This is a genomic window from Collinsella aerofaciens (assembly GCF_039752775.1).
Taxonomy (GTDB): domain Bacteria; phylum Actinomycetota; class Coriobacteriia; order Coriobacteriales; family Coriobacteriaceae; genus Collinsella; species Collinsella aerofaciens_R.
Genome location: NZ_JBDMGT010000003.1, coordinates 43,903 through 64,922, shown reverse-complemented (window position 1 = coordinate 64,922; position 21,020 = coordinate 43,903). Strand labels below are relative to the sequence as shown.

The 21,020-nt window shown below is 57.0% G+C and carries 19 protein-coding genes and 5 tRNA genes; 12 read left to right on the top strand and 12 right to left on the bottom strand.

What is annotated here, in order from left to right:
* The first annotated feature begins 44 nt into the window (after window positions 1–44).
* From ABHR63_RS01710 to ABHR63_RS01670, 9 genes are all read left to right on the top strand, one after another.
* Entirely contained in the window at window positions 45–608 is a 564-nt protein-coding gene (locus ABHR63_RS01710; RefSeq protein WP_022093882.1) for a PTS sugar transporter subunit IIA, read from the top strand.
* Window positions 609–789: 181 nt separating this feature from the next.
* The gene (asnS, locus tag ABHR63_RS01705) at window positions 790–2,193 is read left to right on the top strand and encodes an asparagine--tRNA ligase (protein ID WP_055285210.1); all 1,404 of its coding nucleotides are present in this window, start codon (window positions 790–792) and stop codon (window positions 2,191–2,193) included.
* A 259-nt stretch (window positions 2,194–2,452) separates the two neighbouring features.
* Entirely contained in the window at window positions 2,453–3,241 is a 789-nt protein-coding gene (locus ABHR63_RS01700; RefSeq protein ID WP_161144884.1) for a hypothetical protein, read from the top strand.
* A 160-nt stretch (window positions 3,242–3,401) separates the two neighbouring features.
* Window positions 3,402–4,382, top strand: coding sequence for an ABC transporter substrate-binding protein (locus ABHR63_RS01695; RefSeq protein ID WP_022093885.1), 981 nt, complete (start codon window positions 3,402–3,404; stop codon window positions 4,380–4,382).
* Window positions 4,383–4,585: 203 nt separating this feature from the next.
* Window positions 4,586–5,509: an ABC transporter permease gene (locus tag ABHR63_RS01690; RefSeq protein WP_055309412.1), complete on the top strand. Its 924-nt coding sequence runs from the start codon at window positions 4,586–4,588 to the stop codon at window positions 5,507–5,509.
* Entirely contained in the window at window positions 5,502–6,296 is a 795-nt protein-coding gene (locus tag ABHR63_RS01685; RefSeq protein WP_055250279.1) for an ABC transporter ATP-binding protein, read from the top strand. Before ABHR63_RS01690 ends, ABHR63_RS01685 begins: the two co-directional genes overlap by 8 nt.
* 335 nt (window positions 6,297–6,631) lie before the next feature.
* Window positions 6,632–7,399, top strand: a complete 768-nt coding sequence (locus ABHR63_RS01680; RefSeq protein ID WP_346964761.1) for a mechanosensitive ion channel family protein — start codon at window positions 6,632–6,634, stop codon at window positions 7,397–7,399.
* Between the two features lie 163 nt (window positions 7,400–7,562).
* Window positions 7,563–9,479: a BMP family ABC transporter substrate-binding protein gene (locus tag ABHR63_RS01675; protein ID WP_346964762.1), complete on the top strand. Its 1,917-nt coding sequence runs from the start codon at window positions 7,563–7,565 to the stop codon at window positions 9,477–9,479.
* The gene (locus ABHR63_RS01670; protein WP_346964763.1) at window positions 9,476–10,186 is read left to right on the top strand and encodes a metallophosphoesterase family protein; all 711 of its coding nucleotides are present in this window, start codon (window positions 9,476–9,478) and stop codon (window positions 10,184–10,186) included. Before ABHR63_RS01675 ends, ABHR63_RS01670 begins: the two co-directional genes overlap by 4 nt.
* A gap of 125 nt (window positions 10,187–10,311) precedes the next feature.
* Here the strand turns inward: ABHR63_RS01670 and rplA are convergent, their stop codons facing one another.
* The 11 genes from rplA to ABHR63_RS01615 form a co-directional block, all read right to left on the bottom strand.
* Window positions 10,312–11,019, bottom strand: coding sequence for a 50S ribosomal protein L1 (gene rplA / locus ABHR63_RS01665; RefSeq protein ID WP_346964764.1), 708 nt, complete (start codon window positions 11,017–11,019; stop codon window positions 10,312–10,314).
* A gap of 117 nt (window positions 11,020–11,136) precedes the next feature.
* Window positions 11,137–11,565, bottom strand: coding sequence for a 50S ribosomal protein L11 (gene rplK / locus ABHR63_RS01660; protein ID WP_022093893.1), 429 nt, complete (start codon window positions 11,563–11,565; stop codon window positions 11,137–11,139).
* 120 nt (window positions 11,566–11,685) lie between these two features.
* Window positions 11,686–12,222, bottom strand: coding sequence for a transcription termination/antitermination protein NusG (gene nusG / locus ABHR63_RS01655; protein WP_099432095.1), 537 nt, complete (start codon window positions 12,220–12,222; stop codon window positions 11,686–11,688).
* Between the two features lie 3 nt (window positions 12,223–12,225).
* Complete coding sequence (gene secE / locus ABHR63_RS01650; protein WP_346965857.1) at window positions 12,226–12,537, bottom strand: preprotein translocase subunit SecE; 312 nt, start codon at window positions 12,535–12,537, stop codon at window positions 12,226–12,228.
* A 76-nt stretch (window positions 12,538–12,613) separates the two neighbouring features.
* Window positions 12,614–12,689: transfer RNA gene (locus ABHR63_RS01645), tRNA-Trp, on the bottom strand.
* 13 nt (window positions 12,690–12,702) lie between these two features.
* Window positions 12,703–12,852, bottom strand: a complete 150-nt coding sequence (gene rpmG / locus ABHR63_RS01640; protein ID WP_102372646.1) for a 50S ribosomal protein L33 — start codon at window positions 12,850–12,852, stop codon at window positions 12,703–12,705.
* A 279-nt stretch (window positions 12,853–13,131) separates the two neighbouring features.
* The gene (gene tuf, locus ABHR63_RS01635) at window positions 13,132–14,322 is read right to left on the bottom strand and encodes an elongation factor Tu (RefSeq protein ID WP_346965856.1); all 1,191 of its coding nucleotides are present in this window, start codon (window positions 14,320–14,322) and stop codon (window positions 13,132–13,134) included.
* A gap of 96 nt (window positions 14,323–14,418) precedes the next feature.
* A tRNA-Met gene (locus tag ABHR63_RS01630) sits at window positions 14,419–14,495 on the bottom strand.
* Between the two features lie 3 nt (window positions 14,496–14,498).
* Window positions 14,499–14,574 (bottom strand) — tRNA-Thr (locus tag ABHR63_RS01625).
* 10 nt (window positions 14,575–14,584) lie between these two features.
* Window positions 14,585–14,666: transfer RNA gene (locus tag ABHR63_RS01620), tRNA-Tyr, on the bottom strand.
* Between the two features lie 416 nt (window positions 14,667–15,082).
* Window positions 15,083–15,916: a MurR/RpiR family transcriptional regulator gene (locus ABHR63_RS01615; RefSeq protein ID WP_346964765.1), complete on the bottom strand. Its 834-nt coding sequence runs from the start codon at window positions 15,914–15,916 to the stop codon at window positions 15,083–15,085.
* A 151-nt stretch (window positions 15,917–16,067) separates the two neighbouring features.
* On the opposite strand from ABHR63_RS01615, the gene ABHR63_RS01610 reads away from it, so the two are divergent.
* Entirely contained in the window at window positions 16,068–17,486 is a 1,419-nt protein-coding gene (locus tag ABHR63_RS01610) for a glycoside hydrolase family 1 protein (protein ID WP_195625132.1), read from the top strand.
* A 9-nt stretch (window positions 17,487–17,495) separates the two neighbouring features.
* Window positions 17,496–18,896 (top strand): PTS transporter subunit EIIC, encoded by a 1,401-nt coding sequence (locus ABHR63_RS01605; RefSeq protein ID WP_271730173.1) that lies wholly within the window; start codon window positions 17,496–17,498, stop codon window positions 18,894–18,896.
* 533 nt (window positions 18,897–19,429) lie between these two features.
* Here ABHR63_RS01605 and ABHR63_RS01600 read toward each other — a convergent pair.
* Window positions 19,430–19,504 (bottom strand) — tRNA-Thr (locus tag ABHR63_RS01600).
* A gap of 161 nt (window positions 19,505–19,665) precedes the next feature.
* Between ABHR63_RS01600 and ABHR63_RS01595 the strand changes: the two genes are divergently transcribed.
* Window positions 19,666–21,006 carry a DNA-binding protein gene (locus tag ABHR63_RS01595; RefSeq protein WP_346964766.1) on the top strand — a complete coding sequence of 447 codons (1,341 nt, stop codon included), beginning with the start codon at window positions 19,666–19,668 and terminating at the stop codon, window positions 21,004–21,006.
* Window positions 21,007–21,020 lie beyond the last annotated feature (14 nt).

Below are 21,020 nucleotides of genomic sequence, written 5' to 3'. Positions count from 1 at the left end.
CAAACCAAACGCGCGATATGCGCCTATTTAAGTTGGAGGCAACTATGGGTCTGCTCGATTCGCTTAAGTCCACCTTCACCTCGACCGGCGAGGCGTCCGTTCCGCCCGCAGCAAGCTTCGCTACCCGCGAAGGCGTCATCTATGCCCCCGTCAACGGCGTGCTCGTCAACCTGGACGAGGTTCCCGACGAGACGATCGCCTCGGGCATGCTTGGCCAGGGCTATGGCATCGAGCCCATTACCGGCACCATCTATGCGCCCGCCAACGGCCGCATCGGTGCCACCACTGTCACCAACCACTCCATCGGCATGATTACCGAGGACGGCCTGCGCGTGTTCATCCATGTCGGCCTGGGCACCGTGGAAATGAACGGCAAGGGTTTTGCCCGCTTTGTCGAGATGGGCGATGTGGTCAAGGCAGGCCAGCCGCTCATCAGCTTCGACCGCGAGGCCATTAAGGCCGCTGGTCACGAGGACATCGTGACCGTCATCGTCTCCGAGCTCGATCGTCTTAAGAGCATCGACCATGTCGGCGAGTCTGGAACGCTTATCGGCGGCAACCCGCTCGTCAAGCTTGGCGACCCGCTGCTGGTAGCCAAGACCAAGTAGCCAGGCCCCGCGCCACACAGCCAAAAGGCACCTCGTCAAGCGCCCGCGACCATTTGGCCGCGGGCGCTTTTCGTTTGAAAAACCATCCCGCCAATGCCTTATCTGTATAGCCCAAATGAGACGAGCTGCTAGAATAACGAACTGTATGGATAACTATCATTCAACCGTTATGGGAGGATACGTGAACCGCACCAAAATCGCGCAGCTCTATGCCGATGCCGAGTCGCTCGGCGGCCAAACCGTCACCGTCGCCGGCTGGGTCAAGTCCGTCCGCGACATGAAGAACTTTGGCTTTGTTACGCTCAACGACGGCAGCTGCTTCCGCGACCTGCAGGTCGTCATGAACCGCGAGGCACTCGACAACTACGACGAGATCGCCCATCAAAACGTCTCGGCCGCACTCATTTGCACCGGCACCGTCAAGCTGACCCCCGATGCGCCCCAGCCTTTCGAGCTTTCTGCCACCTCCATCGAGGTCGAGGGCACGAGCGCCCCGGATTACCCGCTGCAGAAGAAGCGCGCAACCGTCGAGTTCCTGCGCACCCAGCAGCACCTGCGCCCGCGCACCAACCTGTTCCGCGCCGTGTTCCGCATCCGCTCTGTCGCGGCTGCCGCCATCCACCGCTTCTTCCAGGAGCAGGGCTTTGTCTACGTCAACACCCCCATCATCACCACGAGTGACTGCGAGGGCGCCGGCGAGATGTTCCGCGTGACCACGCTCGACCCCAAAAATCCGCCCCTCACCGAGTCCGGCGAGGTCGACTGGAGCCAGGACTTCTTTGGCAAGCATGCAAGCCTCACCGTGTCCGGCCAGCTCAATGCCGAGAACTTTGCCATGGCCTTTGGCGACGTGTACACCTTTGGCCCCACCTTCCGCGCCGAAAACTCCAACACCACGCGCCACGCCGCCGAGTTTTGGATGATCGAGCCCGAGATGGCCTTTGCCGACCTTAACGACTACATGGATAACGCTGAGGCCATGCTCAAGTATGTCCTCAAGGACGTCATGGCCACCTGCCCCGACGAGCTCAATATGCTCAACAAGTTTGTGGACAAGGGTCTGCTCGAACGCCTAGACCATGTCGCCAACTCCGACTTCGCCCGCGTTACCTACACCGAGGCCGTCGAGATCCTGGAGCAGGCCGTCGCCGCCGGTCACAAGTTTGACTACCCCGTGAGCTGGGGCATCGACCTGCAGACCGAGCACGAGCGCTTCCTGACCGAGGAGCACTTTAAGCGCCCGACCTTCGTAACCGACTACCCGGCCGAGATCAAGGCCTTCTACATGCGCATGAACGAGGACGGCAAGACCGTCGCCGCCGCCGACTGCCTGGTTCCCGGTATCGGCGAGATCATCGGTGGCTCCCAGCGCGAGGAGCGCCTGGATCTGCTCGAGGCCCGCATCAAGGACCTGGGCATGAATCCCGAGCAGTACAAGTACTACCTTGACCTGCGCCGCTACGGTTCCTGCAAGCACGCCGGCTACGGTCTGGGCTTCGAGCGCTTGGTCATGTATCTGACCGGCGTGGGCAACATCCGCGACGTCCTGCCGCACCCGCGCACCGTGGGCAACGCCGACTTCTAATCGTCGGACGCTAGCTCGCGTCGCCACACGCCAACGCTCATCGCACAAGCGCCTCTCGACATCGGTCGAGAGGCGCTTTTTTTCAACAGCATCCGTCAAGCTTTTGGCAAGTTTTTGGTCAGTTGAGCAGGGCTGTTGAAAACTCGACCCGCCGTTTGCCGACGACTACCGACCGCCCAGAGCGCCCTGCGCCCCTGGGAAAGCCCCACGTCCTAGGCTCCATACCGTCGTCACCCAAAACGGAAAGGACGTGGGCACCATGACCGAAGCCGCTGTTGAAACCTACGACACCACGACTAGAGGCGCCGCCTCGATGGCAGCCTATCGCGCCGTTCGCATCCTGCAACTATTAAGCGAAAACACCGGCGAGGACAAGGCCATGCTTTCCGATGAGTTGATCCGGCGCCTCTCCCATCCCGACGACCCCGCCCGCATGCCCATCTCGGCGGCGCGGCGCAGCATCTACACCGCCATCTCCGCGCTTCGCCATGCCGGATACGAAATTGAGTACAAACGCGGCGTGGGCTACAAACTTCTTACCCGCCCGCTCACCGATGAAGAGATCATCCGGCTCCACGGTATGGTCATGCGCAACCGCTCCACGCCTATCGCTATCCGCAAGAGCATGGCGCAGCACTTAGTTGCCATGGCGAGTGCCGACGTTCGCGGCTACCTCGATACACCCGAACCCGTTCCGAGCGCAGGCAGCAAGGCTACCAAGGCAACACGCACGCCCATCAAGCGCATCGACACGTGCGAGCTCGTCGAGCAGGCCATCGACCATGGAACCACGGTGAGTTTTGATATTTCGAGCGTCACGGCACGTGGCGAAACCGAAGTAGCACGGATGACACTCCGCCCCTTTGCCATCAGGCAGCGCGATGGCATCTCGTATTTGCTGGGAACGGTCTATGACGCCCGAGGTGCCGATGACACGCTGCGCACCGTAGAGATTGGCCGCATGAGAAACGTCACCACACGTCTCCTCGACGGCAAGAAGCTCTTCGCCGCCCTCGACGAGGAGGACGACGCCTCCTCCGCCGCATAAGACCCTCCGCCGCCCATTCGACTACCCGTACCGCCCATCCGATTCTGTATTAAAAAACCCGCCAGGCTGTTGTAAAAATGGACATCAGCGCTACTATAGTTCCACTTGCACTTTGTCCCAGTGCAGTGTTTCCAGCCATTTTTATACTGGGGGTAATGATATGAAGGACATCACCATCAGTCGCAGGAGCCTTCTGGTCTCCGCCGGCCTGCTCGCGCTCGCCCCGCTCGCCGGATGCGGCGGCAACTCTGGTTCCGGCTCTGCTGCCGCCGGTTCCGACTACACCATCGGCGTTCTGCAACTCACCGAGCATTCCGCACTCGATGCCGCCAACGACGGCTTTGTCAAGGCCATCAAGGAGAGCGGCCTTAAGGTCAAGATCGACCAGAAGAACGCCCAGAACGACCAGTCCACGTGTAAGTCCATTGCCGACAAGTTTGTGGGCGACAACGTCAACCTGATTTATGCCATCGCCACGCCCGCCGCGCAGGCTGCCGCCGGCGCCACGGCCGATATCCCCATCGTGGGCTGCGCCATCACCGACTACGCCGCCTCCGGCCTGGTCCAGGACAACGACAAGCCCGGCACCAACGTCACGGGCGCTTCCGACCTCACCCCGGTCGCCGAGCAGCTCGAGATGATGCAGAAGGTCCTGCCCGACGTTAAAAAGGTCGGCCTGCTCTACTGCACCGCCGAGTCCAACTCCGACGTCCAGATCAAGGCCGCCAAGAAGGAGCTCGACAAGCTGGGCCTCGAGTACACTGACTTCACCGTCTCGAGCTCCAACGAGATTCAGTCCGTCGTCGAGTCTGCCGTGGGCAAGGTCGACGCGCTGTACTCCCCCACCGACAACACCATCGCCGCGGGTGCCTCGCAGGTCGGCCAGATCTGCAAGGAAAACAAGCTTCCCTTCGTGACTGGCGAGGAGGGTATGTGCATGGCCGGCGGCCTGTTCACCCTCTCCATCAACTATGAGGACCTGGGCTACGCCGCGGGCGAGATGGCCGTTAAGATCCTGAAGGGCGAGGCCAAGCCCGAGGATATGCCGATCAAGCACCTCTCGAGCAAGGACCTGGTCGTCGTCAAGAACGACGAAATGGCCGAGGCCCTGGGCATCGACCTTTCCGCCCTGGACGCGTAATGCCATACGCGGCATGCGTCTAGAGCCCGTGCTCGCGCTTTAGCCGCGTTATTCAATATCTGAGCCACAGGGGCGGGCGCTGTAGACCGGCGTCCGCCCTGCTTGTTTCAGGTAAAACAAAACGTCTGTCCGTAACTCTTCTATGCATTGTTACCGCTATTATGGTGAATCACGTGTCCACCCTATCCTAGGAGGTATGAAGCATGCTCATTGCATTGCAGGGCGCCGTTTCGCAGGGCGTCCTCTGGGGCATTATGGTGCTTGGCGTGTTTATCACGTTCCGCCTGCTCGACATTCCCGATATGACCTGCGACGGCAGCTTTGCCCTCGGCGGCTGCGTCTGCGCTGTGCTCATCGTCAATAACAACGTCGACCCGCTGTTCGCCGTGCTGGCCGGTATGTGCGCCGGCGCCATCGCGGGCGCCGTCACGGGCATTTTGACCACCGTCTTTGAGATTCCTGCGATCCTCGCCGGAATCCTCACCCAGATCAGCCTGTGGTCCATCAACCTGCGCATCATGGGCAAGTCCAATACGCCCATTCTTGCCAAGGGCACCGTGTTCTCCGCCGTCAGCAATATGACCGGTCTGCCGCAGTCCACCGTTGCCATCATCTTGGGCATCCTGCTCGCCGTGGCTATCGTTGCCATCCTGTATTGGTTCTTTGGCACCGAGATCGGCTCGGCGCTGCGAGCCACCGGCAACAACGAGTACATGATCCGCGCTCTGGGCGTCAACACCAACTCCACCAAGATGATCGCCCTCGTGCTCTCCAACGCCCTCATCGGCCTTTCGGGCGCGCTCATCTGCCAGAGCCAAAAGTATGCCGACATTGGTATGGGCACCGGTGCCATCGTTATCGGTCTTGCCGCCATTGTTATCGGCGAGGTGCTCGGCCGTCTGCTGCCCGGCGGCCTCACGCAGTTTAGCGTCCGTCTTGCCTCCGCCGTCTTTGGCTCCGTGGTGTACTTCCTTATCCGCGCCATCGTGCTGCAGTTGGGCATGGACGCCAACGACATGAAGCTGCTCTCCGCCGTAATTGTCGCTGTGGCCCTGTGCGTGCCCGTGGTTTGGGAGCGCTATAAGCTCCGCAGCTCCTACACGAAGGGAGATGAGGCAGATGCTTAAGCTCTCGCATGTCAAGAAGACCTTTAACAAGGGCACCGTCACCGAGAAGCGCGCGCTCACCGGCGTCGACCTCACCCTGAATGACGGCGACTTTGTAACCGTGATCGGCGGCAACGGCGCCGGCAAGTCCACGCTGCTCAACATGATCGCCGGCGTGTACCCGCTCGATTCGGGCGTTATCGAGCTCGACGGCACCGACATCTCGCGCCTGAGCGAGTCGCAGCGCGCCAAGTACCTGGGCCGCGTGTTTCAGGACCCCATGCGCGGCACCGCTGCCGACATGCAGATTGCCGAGAACTTGGCCCTCGCCAAGCGTCGCGGCCAGCGTCGCGGCCTTTCGTGGGGCGTCACCAAGGCCGAGAAAGATGAGTACGTTGAGCTGCTCAAGCGCCTGGACCTTGGTCTGGACACGCGTCTCAACGCCAAGGTCGGCCTGCTCTCGGGTGGCCAGCGCCAGGCACTCACCCTGCTGATGGCCACGCTCACCAGGCCGCGCCTGCTGCTGCTCGACGAGCACACCGCGGCCCTCGACCCCAAGACGGCCTCTAAGGTGCTTAACCTGACCGAGGAGATCGTCGACGAGAACCACCTGACCACGCTCATGGTCACGCACAACATGAACGACGCCATCCGTCTGGGCAACCGTCTGATCATGATGCACGAAGGCCACGTGATCTACGACGTGGCGGGCGATGAGAAGAAGTCGCTCACCGTAGCCGACCTGCTGCAGAAGTTCGAGGAGGTCTCGGGAGGCGAGCTCGCCAACGACCGCATGCTGCTGAGCTAAAACCTGCCAAAAAGGGACAGGTTTATTTTGGTAGGTTTTATCTGCGCAAACGTCAAAACCGCCGCAAAGGGACAGACGCCCTTGCGGCGGTTTTCGCATATTATGTCGATAATCCAGCGTCAGCAGGGACCACTGGTTAAGAACTAAGGAAACTGCCATGAGAAGACCTCTTCCCCGTCTTGCTTGACCGCCGCACTCCTTACCGGCGTGCTCGCCGGCGCCCCAGCTTACGCCACCGCGACCGCCCCATCTCAAGTTATCGGCCCGTCCGATGTGATCGGACGGGCTTTTTGGTGGGTATCATGGTTGAATGATCATTAGGAGGTTTTCCCTACATGGAATTGTTTGAGCCGATTCTTCATTTTTTTGAGCAACGGTGGGTCCACAACATCATCTGGGCCGTCATCTTGGCGATAGGCACCGCCGTCGCCGCCAAGGTTGCATCCAAGACCCTGCACCATCTGCTTAACCGAGACGATAACCCGCTTCCGGCATCGAGTATCTTCATCAACATCGCGCGCGCCGTCATCTGGATGATCGGCGGCAGCTTTATCCTCGACAACTGTTTTGGCATTAACGCAAACGCGCTCGTCGCCGCTCTTGGCGTCGGCGGCATCGCCATCTCGCTGGGCTTTCAGGATACGCTGTCAAACCTTATCGGCGGCATGCAGGTGACCTTTATGGGCATTATCAAGCCCGGCGACAATATCGAGGTCGGCGGCGTGTCGGGCGTGGTCCAGGACATCACTTGGCGCCACACGACCATCGAAGATGCCTGCGGACAGACCATCATCGTCCCCAACTCCAACATCTCCAAAAACACGCTCGTGCATCTGATGCCCTTTGGGCGCGTGGCCGTCCCCGTCGCGGTGAAAGACCCCTCCAAATGGGCGTCGCTCGATGCACTAGCAGACGAGCTGACCAGCGCCACCAAGGCCGCCGTGCTTCCCATCTCGGGCTTTGACAAGGAGCCCTATGTGCTCTTTAGCGAGATCGGCGACTTTGGCATTAAGGGCAAGATCATCTTTATCGTCAGCGACGACAGCACCACTTTCACCGCTGCCGACGCCTGCATCCGCGCCATCGCCCCCATCATCGCCTAACCTACCAAATAGGGACAGGTTTATTTTGGCAGGTTTTATCTGGGCAAATGAGCGGTTATTTCTTAATGGCCCAGCCGCCCTTTACGAGCTGCCCCTTTTCGAGCGGCCGAGACGATGGTAGCATGATTCATATAGTTGTTTAAACGACTAAGGGAGCAAAACTATGGAAGAGGCCTATCGTCAAGCACGCAAGCGCGGCGAACAAGGACGTCGACGCGCCATTAGTCAAAGCGCGCATCCGTACCTCACGGACCTCGATAGCTTGGTCGCCCAGCTCCCCTTAGGTCAGCGAGAAAACGTCGGCCTGAGGGACATTCCACTCGAAATGGTCGTCGGTACGGTTACTAAGGGCCGTCAGTCCGCCTTTTCATGCAACTTTATGCCCTTGCTGCCGTTTAGCACCGAGTTCGCCCGCAAGTGGTCCAACCTCTACGACATCCAGGTAACCGAGGGCTATCGCGACCCCATCATCGTCACCGAATTTATGCATCGGTTTTACGTCCAAGAGGGCAACAAGCGCGTCAGTGTCCTCAAATTCCTGGACGCTCCAACGGTTTCGGCTAGGGTCACCCGTCTCTATCCCGGCACATGGGATTCCGTCGAAAGCCGCCTGTACGGCGAGTTCTGCGCGTTTTGGCGCGTCTGCCCCCTATACGAGATCGAGTTCTCGCGCGAGGGAAGCTACGAGACGCTCGCGAAGATGCTCGGTCAGAACCTTATCGAAAAATGGCCGCAGAAAAAGGTCGAGTACCTGCACCACACCTTCTTACTCTTTAAGCGCGCCTACCTTCGCGCGGGCGGCGACCACCTGGACATTACGCCTGCCGACGCCATGCTCGTATACCTCAACGTATACAACCAGGACCGCCTACTGGACACACCGACCGATATCGTCGTAAACCGCCTGTGCAAGATTTGGCGCGAGCTGGTCATTGCCGGCAAAAGCGACGAGGACAAGGTCAACCTTGTCGAGGCGCCGAGCGTCGATGAGGAGGAGTCGCCCGCCAAGTCCACCTCCGGCGTGCTCAACTTCTTTATGGGCAAGACCGTCTATTCGGCAGCCAATCCCCTGCGCATCGCCTTTATCCATGAGTTCCCCTGTGCGACGTCGAGCTGGGACAGCCTGCACGACCAAGGGCGTCAGTATCTCGATGAGCACTTTGGCGGTATCGTGCGCACCGAGGCGTTCGAGGACTGCCATGATCCGGACGCGTTCTACGCCGCCGTGGAAACGGCTGTCAAACATGGAGCAAACGTCATCTTCTCGACCTCGCACCGCCTGATGGAATACACGCTCAGGGCTGCCGTTGAGTATCCCCGGGTTCGGTTCCTCAACTGCTCTATCGGTCTTCCCCATCAAAGCGTCCGTTCGTACTTTGGCAAGATGTACGAGGCCAAGTTCCTCCTGGGCGCCCTTGCCGCCAGCATGGCGGACAACCACCGCATCGGTTACCACGCGTCGGTCTTTGCCTCGGGCGCACTCAGCGAAATCAACGCCTTTGCGATTGGCGCCTCGCTGCTCGACCCCCGTGCGCAAATTATCCTGACCTGGGGCGATGTGCCTGCCGGTGGCCTTGCCGAGGCCATGTGCCGCGAAGGCGTGAGCGTCATGACCGGCGCCGACATGTCAAAGTCGCTCGAAGATCCCACGGCCTACGGACTTCACCGCCTGATCGATGGCAAGGTTGCCGGCATTGCCATGCCGGTGTGGAACTGGGGCCGATATTACGAGCTTATCGTGCGAAGTCTGCTGCATGGCACCTGGGACGAGACCAGTGACGACAGCCGGGTCCGCGCCGTCAACTACTGGTATGGCATGAGCTCGGGCGTTATCGATATTCGCTACGCTCCGGGCCTGCCCTATCAGACGCGCAAGCTTGTTCAGCTACTCCGCAATGGCATCGTCGAGGGCTCCATCAATCCATTTGGCGGCGAACTCCATAGCCAAGACGGCGTGGTGCAGATCGAGGGCTTTCCCCCACTGCCGAGCACTCAAATCGTCGAGATGGACTGGTTGGCCGACAACGTGGTGGGCACCATTCCGCAGCCCAACGATGAGCCGAAGGTCCACGCCCTATGAAAATCCTTGCCATAGCCGATACCGAAGAACGATGCCTATGGGAGCGCTTTCGCAAGGAACGCTTTGAGGGTGTCGACCTGATTTTGTCCGCTGGCGATCTGGACCCGGATTATCTTGAGTTCTTGGTCACCGTCATCAACAAACCGCTCATCTACGTTCGCGGCAATCACGATGATCGCTACGCGCGTCATGCACCAGGCGGCTGTATCTGTGTCGAAGACTCCGTTTACGTGTATCGCGGCGTCCGCATTGCGGGTCTTGGCGGCTCCATGCGCTACCGAGATGGCGCCAACATGTACACCGAGCGCGAGATGGCCAAGCGCGTGCGCAAGCTGTCACGCAAAGTGAGGATGGTCGGCGGCTGCGACATCCTGCTGACCCATGCGCCCGCCGCCGGCATGGGCGATCTGGATGATCTGCCACATCGAGGATTTGAATGCTTTAACACAGCGCTCGAATCCTGGAATCCCGACTACATGGTGCACGGGCATGTGCACCAATGCTATGGTCGCGACTTTCAGCGTGAGCGTCAACATGCATGCGGGGCAATGATCATCAACGCCAGCGGATATACGCAGTTTGAGCTCGACCAGACGCGCTACCCCATCCGTGGCTGGCAGGCAGCCTGGCTCAACTCACAAACCATGCGCCGCGAGCTCAAGCGCCACGAGGCCATCGAGTCCTCAACCGCCAGAACACCCTGGTAACTGCCTCAAAGGGGTCACTGCCCCCTTTGAGGCAGTTTTGACGCGATAGCAAGAAACCCGGTCCTGCACGAGACAGAACCGGGTTTCTTTAGCAATGCTTGCTTTGCTCAGGCAGTAACTGTTAGTTACTCAGCCAGGAAGTCACGCTGGATAGCGGGATCGACCTTGACGCCAGGGCCCATGGTGGAAGACACGGAGATGGACTTGACGTACTTGCCCTTAGCAGAAGAGGGCTTGACGCGCAGGATCTCGGTGTACAGGGCGGCGTAGTTCTCGACGAGCTGCTTCTCGGAGAAGGACTTCTTGCCCAGGGGCACGTGGCAGATGCCGTAGCGGTCGGCGCGATACTCAACGCGGCCGGCCTTGAGCTCGGAGACCATCTTGGCGACGTCCATGGTCACGGTGCCGAGCTTGGGGTTCGGCATGAGGCCACGGGGACCAAGGATCTTACCGATGCGGCCAACCTTGGCCATCATGTTCGGCGTAGCGATAGCGGCGTCGAAGTTGATCTCGCCCTTCTGAATCTGGGCGACGAGCTCGTCGGAACCGATGATGTCGGCGCCGGCAGCCTCGGCCTCGCGAGCCTTCTCGCCCTCGGCGAAGACGGCAACACGAATGGTCTTGCCGGTGCCGTGGGGCAGGGAGATGGAACCACGAATGTTCTGGTCAGCCTTACGAGTATCGACGCCCAGACGGAAGTGGGCCTCGACGGTCTCGTCGAACTTGGCGGTGTCGAGCTCCTTGATGAGCTTGGCAGCCTGAAGGGGGGTGTAGAGCGTGGCGCGGTCGATCTTCTCGGCAGCGGCGTTATAGCTCTTACCATGCTTAGCCATGTGCATTACCTCCTGTGGTTAAACGGGCGTGAGCCCTCCCACATCGTATCGTGTGCCCTATTGCACACATTTAACGGGCGCCCCGGTTGGAGCACCCGTCATTACCTAAAGAAATCGCTACTCAGCGATGGTGACGCCCATGGAGCGGGCGGTACCGGCGATGATCTTCTTGGCGGCGTCAATGTCGTTGGCATTGAGGTCCGGCATCTTGATCTCGGCGATCTTGGTGAGCTGCTCCTGGGAGAGCTGACCGACCTTGTCGGCCTGGGGCTTAGCGGAACCAGACTTGAGGTTCAGCTCCTTCTTGATGAGGTGAGCCGCCGGCGGGGTCTTGGTGATGAAGGAGAAGGACTTGTCCTCGTAGACAGAAATCTCAACGGGGATGATGTCGCCCTTCTTGTCCTGCGTCTCGGCGTTAAAGGCCTGGCAGAACTGCATGATGTTCACACCAGCAGCGCCCAGGGCGGGGCCGACGGGAGGAGCGGGGTTAGCTGCACCAGCAGGAATCTGGAGCTTAATGACGTTGGCAACCTTCTTCTCAGCCATGGTCATTCCTTTCGAATCACGAGTGTGAAGTACTTGCTATATCGTAAGCACGCACGTGTTAGAAGCACTCCTGAGATGAGCAGTCACAGAAGAAGCACGCTCGCGCGAACGGACGAAAACTTAAGCGATGACAGCGACCTGGTTAAAGTCGAGCTCTACCGGCGTCTCGCGGCCAAAGATCATCAGCGTGACCTTGAGCTTGCCTGCCTCGGTGTTAACCTCGGAGACCTTGCCATCAAAGTCGGTAAGCGGGCCATCGGTGACGCGGACGGACGTGCCGACCTCAATATCAACCGAGGTGCGCTTGGGCGAATCGCCCTTACCGGGACGACGAGTCATCTTATTGTACTCGTCGCGGGAAAGCGGAGCGGGCTTGCCGTTGCCGCCCAGGAAACCGGTGACGCCGGGCGTGTTGCGAACACACGTCCATGCATCGTCATCCATCTCCATGCGGACCAGGACATAACCCGGGAAGATCTTCGAATCCTTGGTCTCACGCTTGCCACCCTCTTTAATCTCGGTGACGCGCTCCATAGGAATCTCGATATCAAAGATACGGTCCTGCATGCCCATAGTCTCGATGCGATGCTCGAGATCGGACTTAACGCGGTTCTCGTATCCAGAGTAAGTGTGAACGACGTACCAACGCTTAGACATGGTTTAGCCCCTCAATCCAGAGAACAGAGCAAGAGCCTCGCCAAAGCCAGCATCGAGCAGAGCGATGACGACGCCGACGACGATCAGAGAAGCGCAAACGACGACCGAGTAGTTCACGAGCTCCTTCTTATCGGGCCACGTGACACGCTTCATCTCGGACTTGACCGAAGCGAAATACTTCTTGGTGCGGGCGAAGAAACCAGGCTTCTCGTTCTTCTTGGCAACGGCCTTCTTGGCCTCAACCTTGGAGTTGGCGGCAGCGTTGTTGGCAGGTGCCGGCTGCTGAGCCTTCTTCTTGTTCTTCTTGTTGGCCATTTGGGTTACCTCCGCGCAATGCGCTTATACATGAGTAAACCGTAAGCCCCCAATTGGGAGCTTACGGAATAATGACTGGCACGCCAGGAAGGACTCGAACCCTCAACACTCGGTTTTGGAGACCGATGCTCTACCAATTGAACTACTGGCGTATGTGACTAGAGACTAGCGAGTCTCTTTGTGCAGCGTGTGGTGACGGCACCAGGGGCAATACTTCTTGATCTCCATACGATCAGGCATGTTCGCCTTGTTCTTGGTGGTCGTATAGTTGCGGCGCTTGCACTCAGTGCACGCAAGAGTAACTAGAGTACGCATGTATCCTGAACCTTTCATATCCGCCCCGTACGGGCACGAGATGGTACTTTATCAGCTCTATGTAAGTGCTGTCAATGAAAACCTCGAATCAATTGGTTCTCGCTGGATCCATTCATATTTGGAACACATCAATGAAGCCAGCGAGATCTAATCGATCCATCACGCTCGGCTTAAGGGCGAGCGAAGCGTAATCGGCGGGGAATAAGTCCCGCGTAGAAAAGAACCCGGCACCCTATAAGTGCCGGGTTCTCTCTAAGTCAGCTATATCAAAGAGCTAATTTACTCAATAATCGTGGAGACGATGCCCGAACCGACGGTGTGGCCACCCTCGCGGATAGCAAAGCGCAGGCCATCCTCCATGGCGATCGGGTGAATGAGGTCGCCCTCGATGGTGATGTGGTCACCAGGCATAGCCATCTCGGTGCCCTCGGGGAGCTTGACCGTACCGGTAACGTCGGTGGTACGGAAGTAGAACTGAGGACGATAACCATCGAAGAACGGGGTGTGACGGCCGCCCTCCTCCTTGGTCAGAACGTAGATCTCGCCGGTGAACTTGGTGTGCGGGGTAACCGAACCGGGCTTGCAGAGAACCTGGCCGCGCTCGATGTCCTCGCGCTTGATGCCGCGGAGCAGCAGACCGACGTTGTCGCCAGCCTCGCAGAAGTCCATGGACTTACGGAACATCTCGATACCGGTAACGACAGTGTTCTGGGTATCCTTGATGCCGACGATCTCGACGGGCTCGTTGAGCTTGAGCTCACCGCGCTCGACACGGCCGGTAGCAACGGTACCACGACCGGAGATGGTCATAACGTCCTCAACGGCCATCAGGAACGGGAGGTCGTTGTTACGAGCAGGCGTCGGGATGTACTCGTCGACGGCCTTCATGAGCTCGCGAATGGCGTCCATCCACTTGGCGTCACCCTCGAGAGCGCCCAGAGCAGAACCACGGATGACGGGGATGTCGTCGCCGGGGAAATCGTACTCGGAGAGGAGCTCACGGGTCTCCATCTCGACGAGGTCGATGAGCTCGTCATCGTCGACCATGTCGCACTTGTTCAGGAAGACGACGATGTAGGGAACGCCGACCTGACGGGCGAGCAGGATGTGCTCGCGGGTCTGAGCCATGGGGCCGTCGGTAGCAGCGATGACCAGGATAGCGCCGTCCATCTGAGCAGCACCGGAAATCATGTTCTTGACGTAGTCAGCGTGGCCCGGGCAGTCAACGTGAGCGTAGTGACGGGCAGCAGTCTCGTACTCAACGTGGGAGACGGAAATCGTGATGCCGCGCTCGCGCTCCTCGGGAGCCTTGTCGATGTTCTCGAACGCAGTGAAGTCAGCCTTGCAGCCCTCGGTCTCGGAGAGAACCTTGGTGATGGCGGCGGTCAGCGTGGTCTTGCCGTGGTCGACGTGACCAATGGTGCCGATGTTAACATGCGGCTTAGTGCGCTCAAACTTCTCTTTGGCCATAAAGCCCTCCTCTTAACAGGTCGTCCCCGGACGGGACTTTGCCTTTATACCATAGTGGCCTCTCAACATACTATTGAGAAGCCACCGTGTTACCTATGGTAGCGGTGACTGGATTCGAACCAGTGACGCCACGGGTATGAACCGTGTGCTCTAACCAACTGAGCTACACCGCCGGATGGAGCCTGCAACCAGACTTGAACTGGTGACCTCTTCGTTACCAACGAAGTGCTCTACCGACTGAGCTATACAGGCACTTGACGGGTGGGAGCTATAGGATTCGAACCTATGTAGGCAGAGCCAACGGGTTTACAGCCCGTCCCCATTAACCACTCGGGCAAACTCCCAATCGTTCAAGTATCCGCAGGTTCTTTGGTGTTTTGGACCGCCGCCCCCGCGAACGAAAAAGATAATACGATGCAACCTTGGGGGCTGTCAACGAAAACCTCTATATACACGGTGCCGGGCGTATCTATATACCTTTGACCTGCTGTTTTGCTGAGTTTGGATATAGAGGACGGTGGATTTGCATGTAGCGGTGACATTTCCCGAGGGAACACTTTGGCATAGTGGAGTACATCTGCTGCACCGACCTTTGATAACGACCCTCTTGCACTATTACCTTGCACTATTACATAGGTCGCGATCGTGCTTCCACGGCACGTTCAAGCGTGGATAATCTCCCGCTTTTAGCGCGGCTCTAAGCCCAAAGTTGGAGATTATCCACTCTCATTCTCCAGACGGGAGAACTATAGAGCCGCTACTACTCGGGCCAGACCAAAGTAGACCCATAGAGCGGCTCCCCCTTGGTGCAGGGGTAGCGGCTCAAGTAACACGACGATAGCAAGTCGAAGAAATAGGTCATGGCGTATTTCGAATAAACGCCGAGTCGGTCAATTCCGTTTCCCGCATTGCCAAGACGATCTACACGGTCAAAAGACCTCGATTTGTCATCGTTGCTAAACGCAGTAATTAGAATCTTCCTGCCCGAACGGCAATCAAGATACTCTCGCGCCTGTGACGCAAATAGCCCGGAGACCGATACGAGAATTATCAATGACTGCGAAGCGTCTCCCATGTTTTTCAATTCCGCGACGTTAGCCCCAGCAACTATGCGAACTATCTTGCCCGCATAAAACATTTCCTGCTGAAATCGTACGAGATTGGCGCTCACATTATTGGTGCACCAGATTTCAACGTTTTTATGGCCATCAATTTCGTCGGCAAGGTGCTTAATAGCGATATCGGACACGCCGCTTTCAACCTCAGCGAACATCTCGATCATGCGAACGTCGAGCTCTGCCCTGTACTCCTCGTAGCCAAATTCCTCCTCTCGATGGCTTAAGTCGCTTGGAAAGACTGATTGAGTAAATGATTCTTTCAAATCGCTAAGAGACTGGTAGCCCAATCGATTGCAGAAACGACGAACAGCGGAACGGGTCACGAATGCATCGCGGGTTATTGCGGCAACATTGATTTCGCTCGAACGCCTAATGTGAGCGATGAGATATCGAGCGATGGCGGCATCGTTTGACCCAAACTCGCTGTTGATGATGGAGCTAATGCGATTGAGCACATCGAAGTCATTGATATTCACGTGATCTCTCTTTCCGCTCTCCTCGATATTATGGTTCATTTATTGAATCAAACAGCTTTGGTCGTTCTCCTATGATTCAAATCAGTTGACGTCATCTTAATCGTAATTCCGTCACACGTATCCACCGTGTTGAATGATGGAAAGGGGATTCATGGGCAACGTGAACAACATGCCGTTTCTCTGGGGTTCCGCCACGGCGTCTTATCAGTGCGAGGGTGCCTGGAACGAAGACGGCAAAGGCCTCGGCGAGTGGGATTTCTTTAACCACACAAGCAATAAGAACATCAACCATGTTGACGGTGATGTATCTTGCGACTTCTACCATCGCTATGAAGAAGATATCCGCATGATGAAAGAAGGCGGACAAAACACCTATCGCTTCTCTCTTTCATGGAGTCGAATCATCCCCACGGGTATCGGCGAAGTGAATGAAAAGGGTATCGATTTTTATAATCGGGTCATTGATTGCTGCCTCGAAAATGGCATAGAGCCCAACGTTACGCTGTTCCATTACGATCTGCCATTCACGCTTGCTTGCAAAGGCGGATGGCTGAACAACGACATGGCAGAGTGGTTCTGCAAATACGCCAAGATTTGCTTTGAGCGCTTTGGAGACCGCGTCAAAATCTGGGCTACCGTTAACGAGCCGCATTTCTACAGCTACTGCGTAAACATGTTGGGCAACTATCCCCCCAATCGATCGCTCGACGTTCAGTCGTACATGCAGTTTCAGTACAACCTGATGCGCGCAAGCGCACTCGCAGTCCGAGCATATCGTCAAATGGGCTACGACGGCATCATCGGCGCCGTCCACGATGGCGGCGTTGTCGAACTCGACCCGGCAACCGAGCACCCCGATGACGTATTTCGATACGCAGACTTTTTCGCCAATCGCATGATTCTGGCACCAGCACTTCAGGGTCAACTGCCGCCAGAAATGGACGAAATCCTTGAAAAACTTGGCGTCTCGCTCTATCGATCCCCAAATGACGTAGAAGAATTCAGAGACGGTAAAGTCGATTTTATTGGACTCAACGTGTATTGCCGAGAGTATGTAACCGACTGGCACGGTGGAGAGCTTGCCGTTTCGGCGAACAATAAGGGCGGTTCGAGCAAAAAGGTCGAAGGAAAATGCATTGCACCCTTGTTTGAAAGCGCCCGCGACAGCAATGTTCCCCGCAATAAATGGGGCCGCGAAATACTCCCAAGTTGCATGTATTCAACCATCATGGATGTCCATGAGCGCTATGACGCGCCCCGCATCTTTATTACGGAAAACGGACATGGCGCCTATGAGCAACCAGACGCAGACGGAATGATCCACGATGATGACCGCATCGAGCTTCTGGGCCAGTTCATCGAGCACATGATGAGGGCTAAGCGCGACGGCGCACGCGTTGAGGGCTACTACCTTTGGTCGACGATGGATCTGTATAGCTGGATCAACGGCTACGAAAAACGATACGGACTTGTCCATATCGACTTCGAGAACAATCTGGAGCGCACCCCCAAAAAGAGCTGGTATTGGTACCGAGACCTTATCTCGAAGTATCAGGAGCAGGAAGGTTAGGAGAAAGAGATGAAATATCAGGCAATGTCCGAAACAGTCCTAAAGGCTGTTGGCGGCAAAGAGAACATTACATCGGTAACTCATTGTGCGACGCGCCTTCGCATCGACGCACGAGACACCTCGATCATCGATCTCCAGCTCGCCAAATCGGCCGACCAGGCGCTCGGGGCAGTAGTCAGCGGTGGCCAGCTTCAGGTGATCATCGGCCCCAACGTCACCGAGGCTTACAACGACTTCCTCGACTTCGCGGGAATCGAAGTCGGCGGAGGCGCGGTTGCCGACGATGCCCAAACCGCCAAGGATCTTGCAGAGGGTATCAAAAGCGGCAACACTGCCATGAGCCTAGTTGAGAAATTCGGAAATGTCTCCGCACAGGTATTCATGCCCATCGTCCCGGCGCTCATCGTTGGCGGACTCATTCTTTCGATCAAGAATCTCCTGGTCAATTATTGTGGATTGAGCACCGATAGCGGAACCGCCCAGGTTCTGCTGGCGATCTTCAGCGCCTCATTTAGCTTCCTGCCCGTTTACCTCGGCTATCAGCTCGCCGCCGTCATGAAGATGCAGCCTATCATGGGCGCACTGCTGGGCGCAATCATGATTAGCTCGTCTATTAGCGGTGCTGAGGGTCTCGACTTTCTTGGCATCCCCATCCCGACGAATGACTACTCGAGCACGGTGGTGCCAATCGTACTGGGCGTTGTGTTCATGTACTTTGTTGATCGCGGTCTTCAGAAAATCATCCCCGACATTACCAAACTGTTCTTGAAGCCGCTGCTCACCATGTTCATCGTCGTGCCTGTTGAGCTGATTATCCTCGGCCCCGCCGGCAGCATGATGGGCTACGCGCTGAGTGATGCCGCCACGTGGCTCATGGATAACGTGGCATTTATCGCTACTCCAATCCTTGCAGCCCTTAACCCCTATTTTGTCATGCTCGGTCTTGATAAGGCCTACATCGCGATCGAAGTTACGAGCTTGGCGCAGCTCGGCTGGGCGCCCATCATCTTTGGCTTCATCTCAAACCTCTGCATTGGCGGCACGAGTCTCGCCTTGGCAACTGCAATGAAAGGCAACAAGGAGAAGAGAGGTATGGTCACCACGGTTGCCGTCACCGCACTTTGCGGCGTAACTGAGCCCGCATTTTACGGCTGCCTCATCGAGCGTCCCCGCCTGCTTGTCGGCACGGCAATCGGCGCCCTCTGCGCGGGACTCCCTGCAGGTATCTTCGTCCTGAAGGAGTATGTTGCGGGAGCATGCCCCGGTCTTCTTTCTGCGCTGATCTTTATCGCTCCCGATGGATCCATGGGCAACTTCGTACTGGCGTGCGTTGTCGCCGTCATCGCCATCGTCGTCTCGTTCATCGCTGCACGCGTGATTATCAAGAAGAATCCTAACTATATTGAGTAAATGCCCGCTGTTTGCATTGGGGACATCCTCGGCAGACCGTTAGCAAGAACCCAAGAAGTCCCTTAGGGGCTCGATTAATCCATTCGGATTCCTGAGGCACAAACGACCCCGATTCCACAATGAAATCGGGGTCGTTGTTTCTGAAGCCTTCGATAGACAATCGGTGTTTACCTTAGCTCCCTATCCAAGTTAATTATCCACGCTCGTTCTCCGGCCGGCAGATTTTCTTCTCTCGCGTGTCCAGAAATCCACGCTCGAGCAGGACGTCCAGGTCCGCACCCGCCCTTGTCTCGATCTGTAACAGCAAGAGGCCTATTCCGCTTCTACATGTTACAGATCAAGATATTCCTGAAACACCCTAAGTTTTATCTCAATCTGTAACAGTTAGATGCCAAATATCGGTCTTGGTGTTACAGATTTAGACAAACTGGAGGACGAGACAAACCAAAAACGGAATGGGCGCTAACCCGATGGCGCACCACCTAAATAGAAACGGGCCCTGTCCCACAAGGGAACAGAGCCCGAAACTCTCATGGAGCCAGTGACAGGAATCGAACCTGCAACCCACTGATTACAAATCAGTTGCGCTACCGTTGCGCCACACTGGCACACTTGGCACTTTCGCGCGAAGCCAGATAAGAATAAAGGAATTGCGGACGAGGCGCAACAGACCCTTTGACCGACCACATCTTAAAACTATTCGTCAGAACGAATAGTTTTAATTACAATGGAATAGATAAAACTATTCGTTCTGGCGAAGGGTTTCGCGATGTTGACCACGAAGGAAGCTGCAGAGCTACTCGACATCACCCCGCGCAGGGTGCAAGAGCTCATAAAAAACGGAGCACTTGAGGCACGCAAGGCTTCTGGTGTATGGCTCATCGACAAAGACAGCGTCAACGCACGACTCCGCTCCGTGACCAAAACGGGGGGACGCCCCCGTCGAGGCCATGGAAAAAGCGAGATTACGTTTACCCTCATGAACCGCACGCACGAAGTGGCCCAGCTGGTCTACAGCAGATCACGGAAAGACTTCACCCACATCGGCGCCGACGTCGATCGTGCCCACGCCCCTATTGGAGTTTTTGCTCCCAGCAAACCTGTATCGCTCGACTCCTTCCGCATCTGGTGGCGCGGCCGCGGTATCCCGCTCGCACGCATTGGGCTAGCCTCCCTGCTTGCAGAAGCCGCAGTCGATGTTCCCGATGAACTCGTACAGCGAAATCTTGGCCTCTCCTTATCCGACCAGTATTGGATTAGGCCCCAAGACTCCGGTCTCGCGTGGGAAGATATCAATTTCTTCAATAATGCTTTTGACGACGTCTCGCTAACCATTGCACCCTTCGCCCCGGAGGGTAAGGCAGCTGCCGCAAAGCCTGACAACACCTCGGACGGCAATCTTCAAAAGTACTGGACATGCGAGGGTGACCGTCGAATCCTCCACAAGGCAGGTGCACATCTAAACCAGGAACCTTATAACGAGCTGGTGGCGACTGCACTTCACCGTCGCATCCTAAACGGTTGCGATTATGTACCCTATTCGCTCGAAGGCGCGGGTACTTCCGCCTTGAGCACATGCAATGTCTTCTTAACTGACGAAGAAGAATATGTCCCTGCGTTCTATGTAAACCAGCATGCAAATGCAGACGAGCGACTAACCGATTACGAACGGTATGTAGCAAACAGCGAGGAGCTTGGAGCGACAGATATAAAAGACGCCCTTGACCGCATGATCGTATGCGATGACATCATTGCCAACTACGACCGTCATTGGCGCAACTTCGGCCTCGTGCGAAACGTCAACTCACTGGCCTGCAGACCAGCCCCCATCTTCGATTCGGGCTCATCACTCTGGTGCAACATATCACTAGAGGAGCTTAGGGCGGGAGAGCACAGTTTTACCAGCGCACAATTTCATTCAAGTCCCGCCAAACAAATGTTGCTCGTCGAGGACATGGGCTGGTTTGACGGCGACAAACTCGAGGGCTTTGTCGACGAGGCGATCGAGATTCTGTCTAAAAACGATGCCCTAGCAGCGAGACTGCCTTATCTAAAAGAGGCGCTAACGTGGCGCCTCGAAAGAATGATCGACATCGCTGAATGGAGTTAGCGAGGCAGCATTGC

Excerpts from the sequence above, each read along its gene's own strand:
- ABHR63_RS01710 (WP_022093882.1), top strand. The coding sequence starts at position 45 with ATGGGTCTGCTCGATTCGCTTAAGTCCACCTTCACCTCGACCGGCGAG.
- ABHR63_RS01700 (WP_161144884.1), top strand. The coding sequence starts at position 2,453 with ATGACCGAAGCCGCTGTTGAAACCTACGACACCACGACTAGAGGCGCC.
- ABHR63_RS01695 (WP_022093885.1), top strand. The coding sequence starts at position 3,402 with ATGAAGGACATCACCATCAGTCGCAGGAGCCTTCTGGTCTCCGCCGGC.
- ABHR63_RS01690 (WP_055309412.1), top strand. The coding sequence starts at position 4,586 with ATGCTCATTGCATTGCAGGGCGCCGTTTCGCAGGGCGTCCTCTGGGGC.
- ABHR63_RS01685 (WP_055250279.1), top strand. The coding sequence starts at position 5,502 with ATGCTTAAGCTCTCGCATGTCAAGAAGACCTTTAACAAGGGCACCGTC.
- ABHR63_RS01680 (WP_346964761.1), top strand. The coding sequence starts at position 6,632 with ATGGAATTGTTTGAGCCGATTCTTCATTTTTTTGAGCAACGGTGGGTC.
- ABHR63_RS01675 (WP_346964762.1), top strand. The coding sequence starts at position 7,563 with ATGGAAGAGGCCTATCGTCAAGCACGCAAGCGCGGCGAACAAGGACGT.
- ABHR63_RS01670 (WP_346964763.1), top strand. The coding sequence starts at position 9,476 with ATGAAAATCCTTGCCATAGCCGATACCGAAGAACGATGCCTATGGGAG.
- rplA (WP_346964764.1), bottom strand. The coding sequence starts at position 11,019 with ATGGCTAAGCATGGTAAGAGCTATAACGCCGCTGCCGAGAAGATCGAC.
- rplK (WP_022093893.1), bottom strand. The coding sequence starts at position 11,565 with ATGGCTGAGAAGAAGGTTGCCAACGTCATTAAGCTCCAGATTCCTGCT.
- nusG (WP_099432095.1), bottom strand. The coding sequence starts at position 12,222 with ATGTCTAAGCGTTGGTACGTCGTTCACACTTACTCTGGATACGAGAAC.
- secE (WP_346965857.1), bottom strand. The coding sequence starts at position 12,537 with ATGGCCAACAAGAAGAACAAGAAGAAGGCTCAGCAGCCGGCACCTGCC.
- rpmG (WP_102372646.1), bottom strand. The coding sequence starts at position 12,852 with ATGCGTACTCTAGTTACTCTTGCGTGCACTGAGTGCAAGCGCCGCAAC.
- tuf (WP_346965856.1), bottom strand. The coding sequence starts at position 14,322 with ATGGCCAAAGAGAAGTTTGAGCGCACTAAGCCGCATGTTAACATCGGC.
- ABHR63_RS01610 (WP_195625132.1), top strand. The coding sequence starts at position 16,068 with ATGGGCAACGTGAACAACATGCCGTTTCTCTGGGGTTCCGCCACGGCG.
- ABHR63_RS01605 (WP_271730173.1), top strand. The coding sequence starts at position 17,496 with ATGAAATATCAGGCAATGTCCGAAACAGTCCTAAAGGCTGTTGGCGGC.
- ABHR63_RS01595 (WP_346964766.1), top strand. The coding sequence starts at position 19,666 with ATGTTGACCACGAAGGAAGCTGCAGAGCTACTCGACATCACCCCGCGC.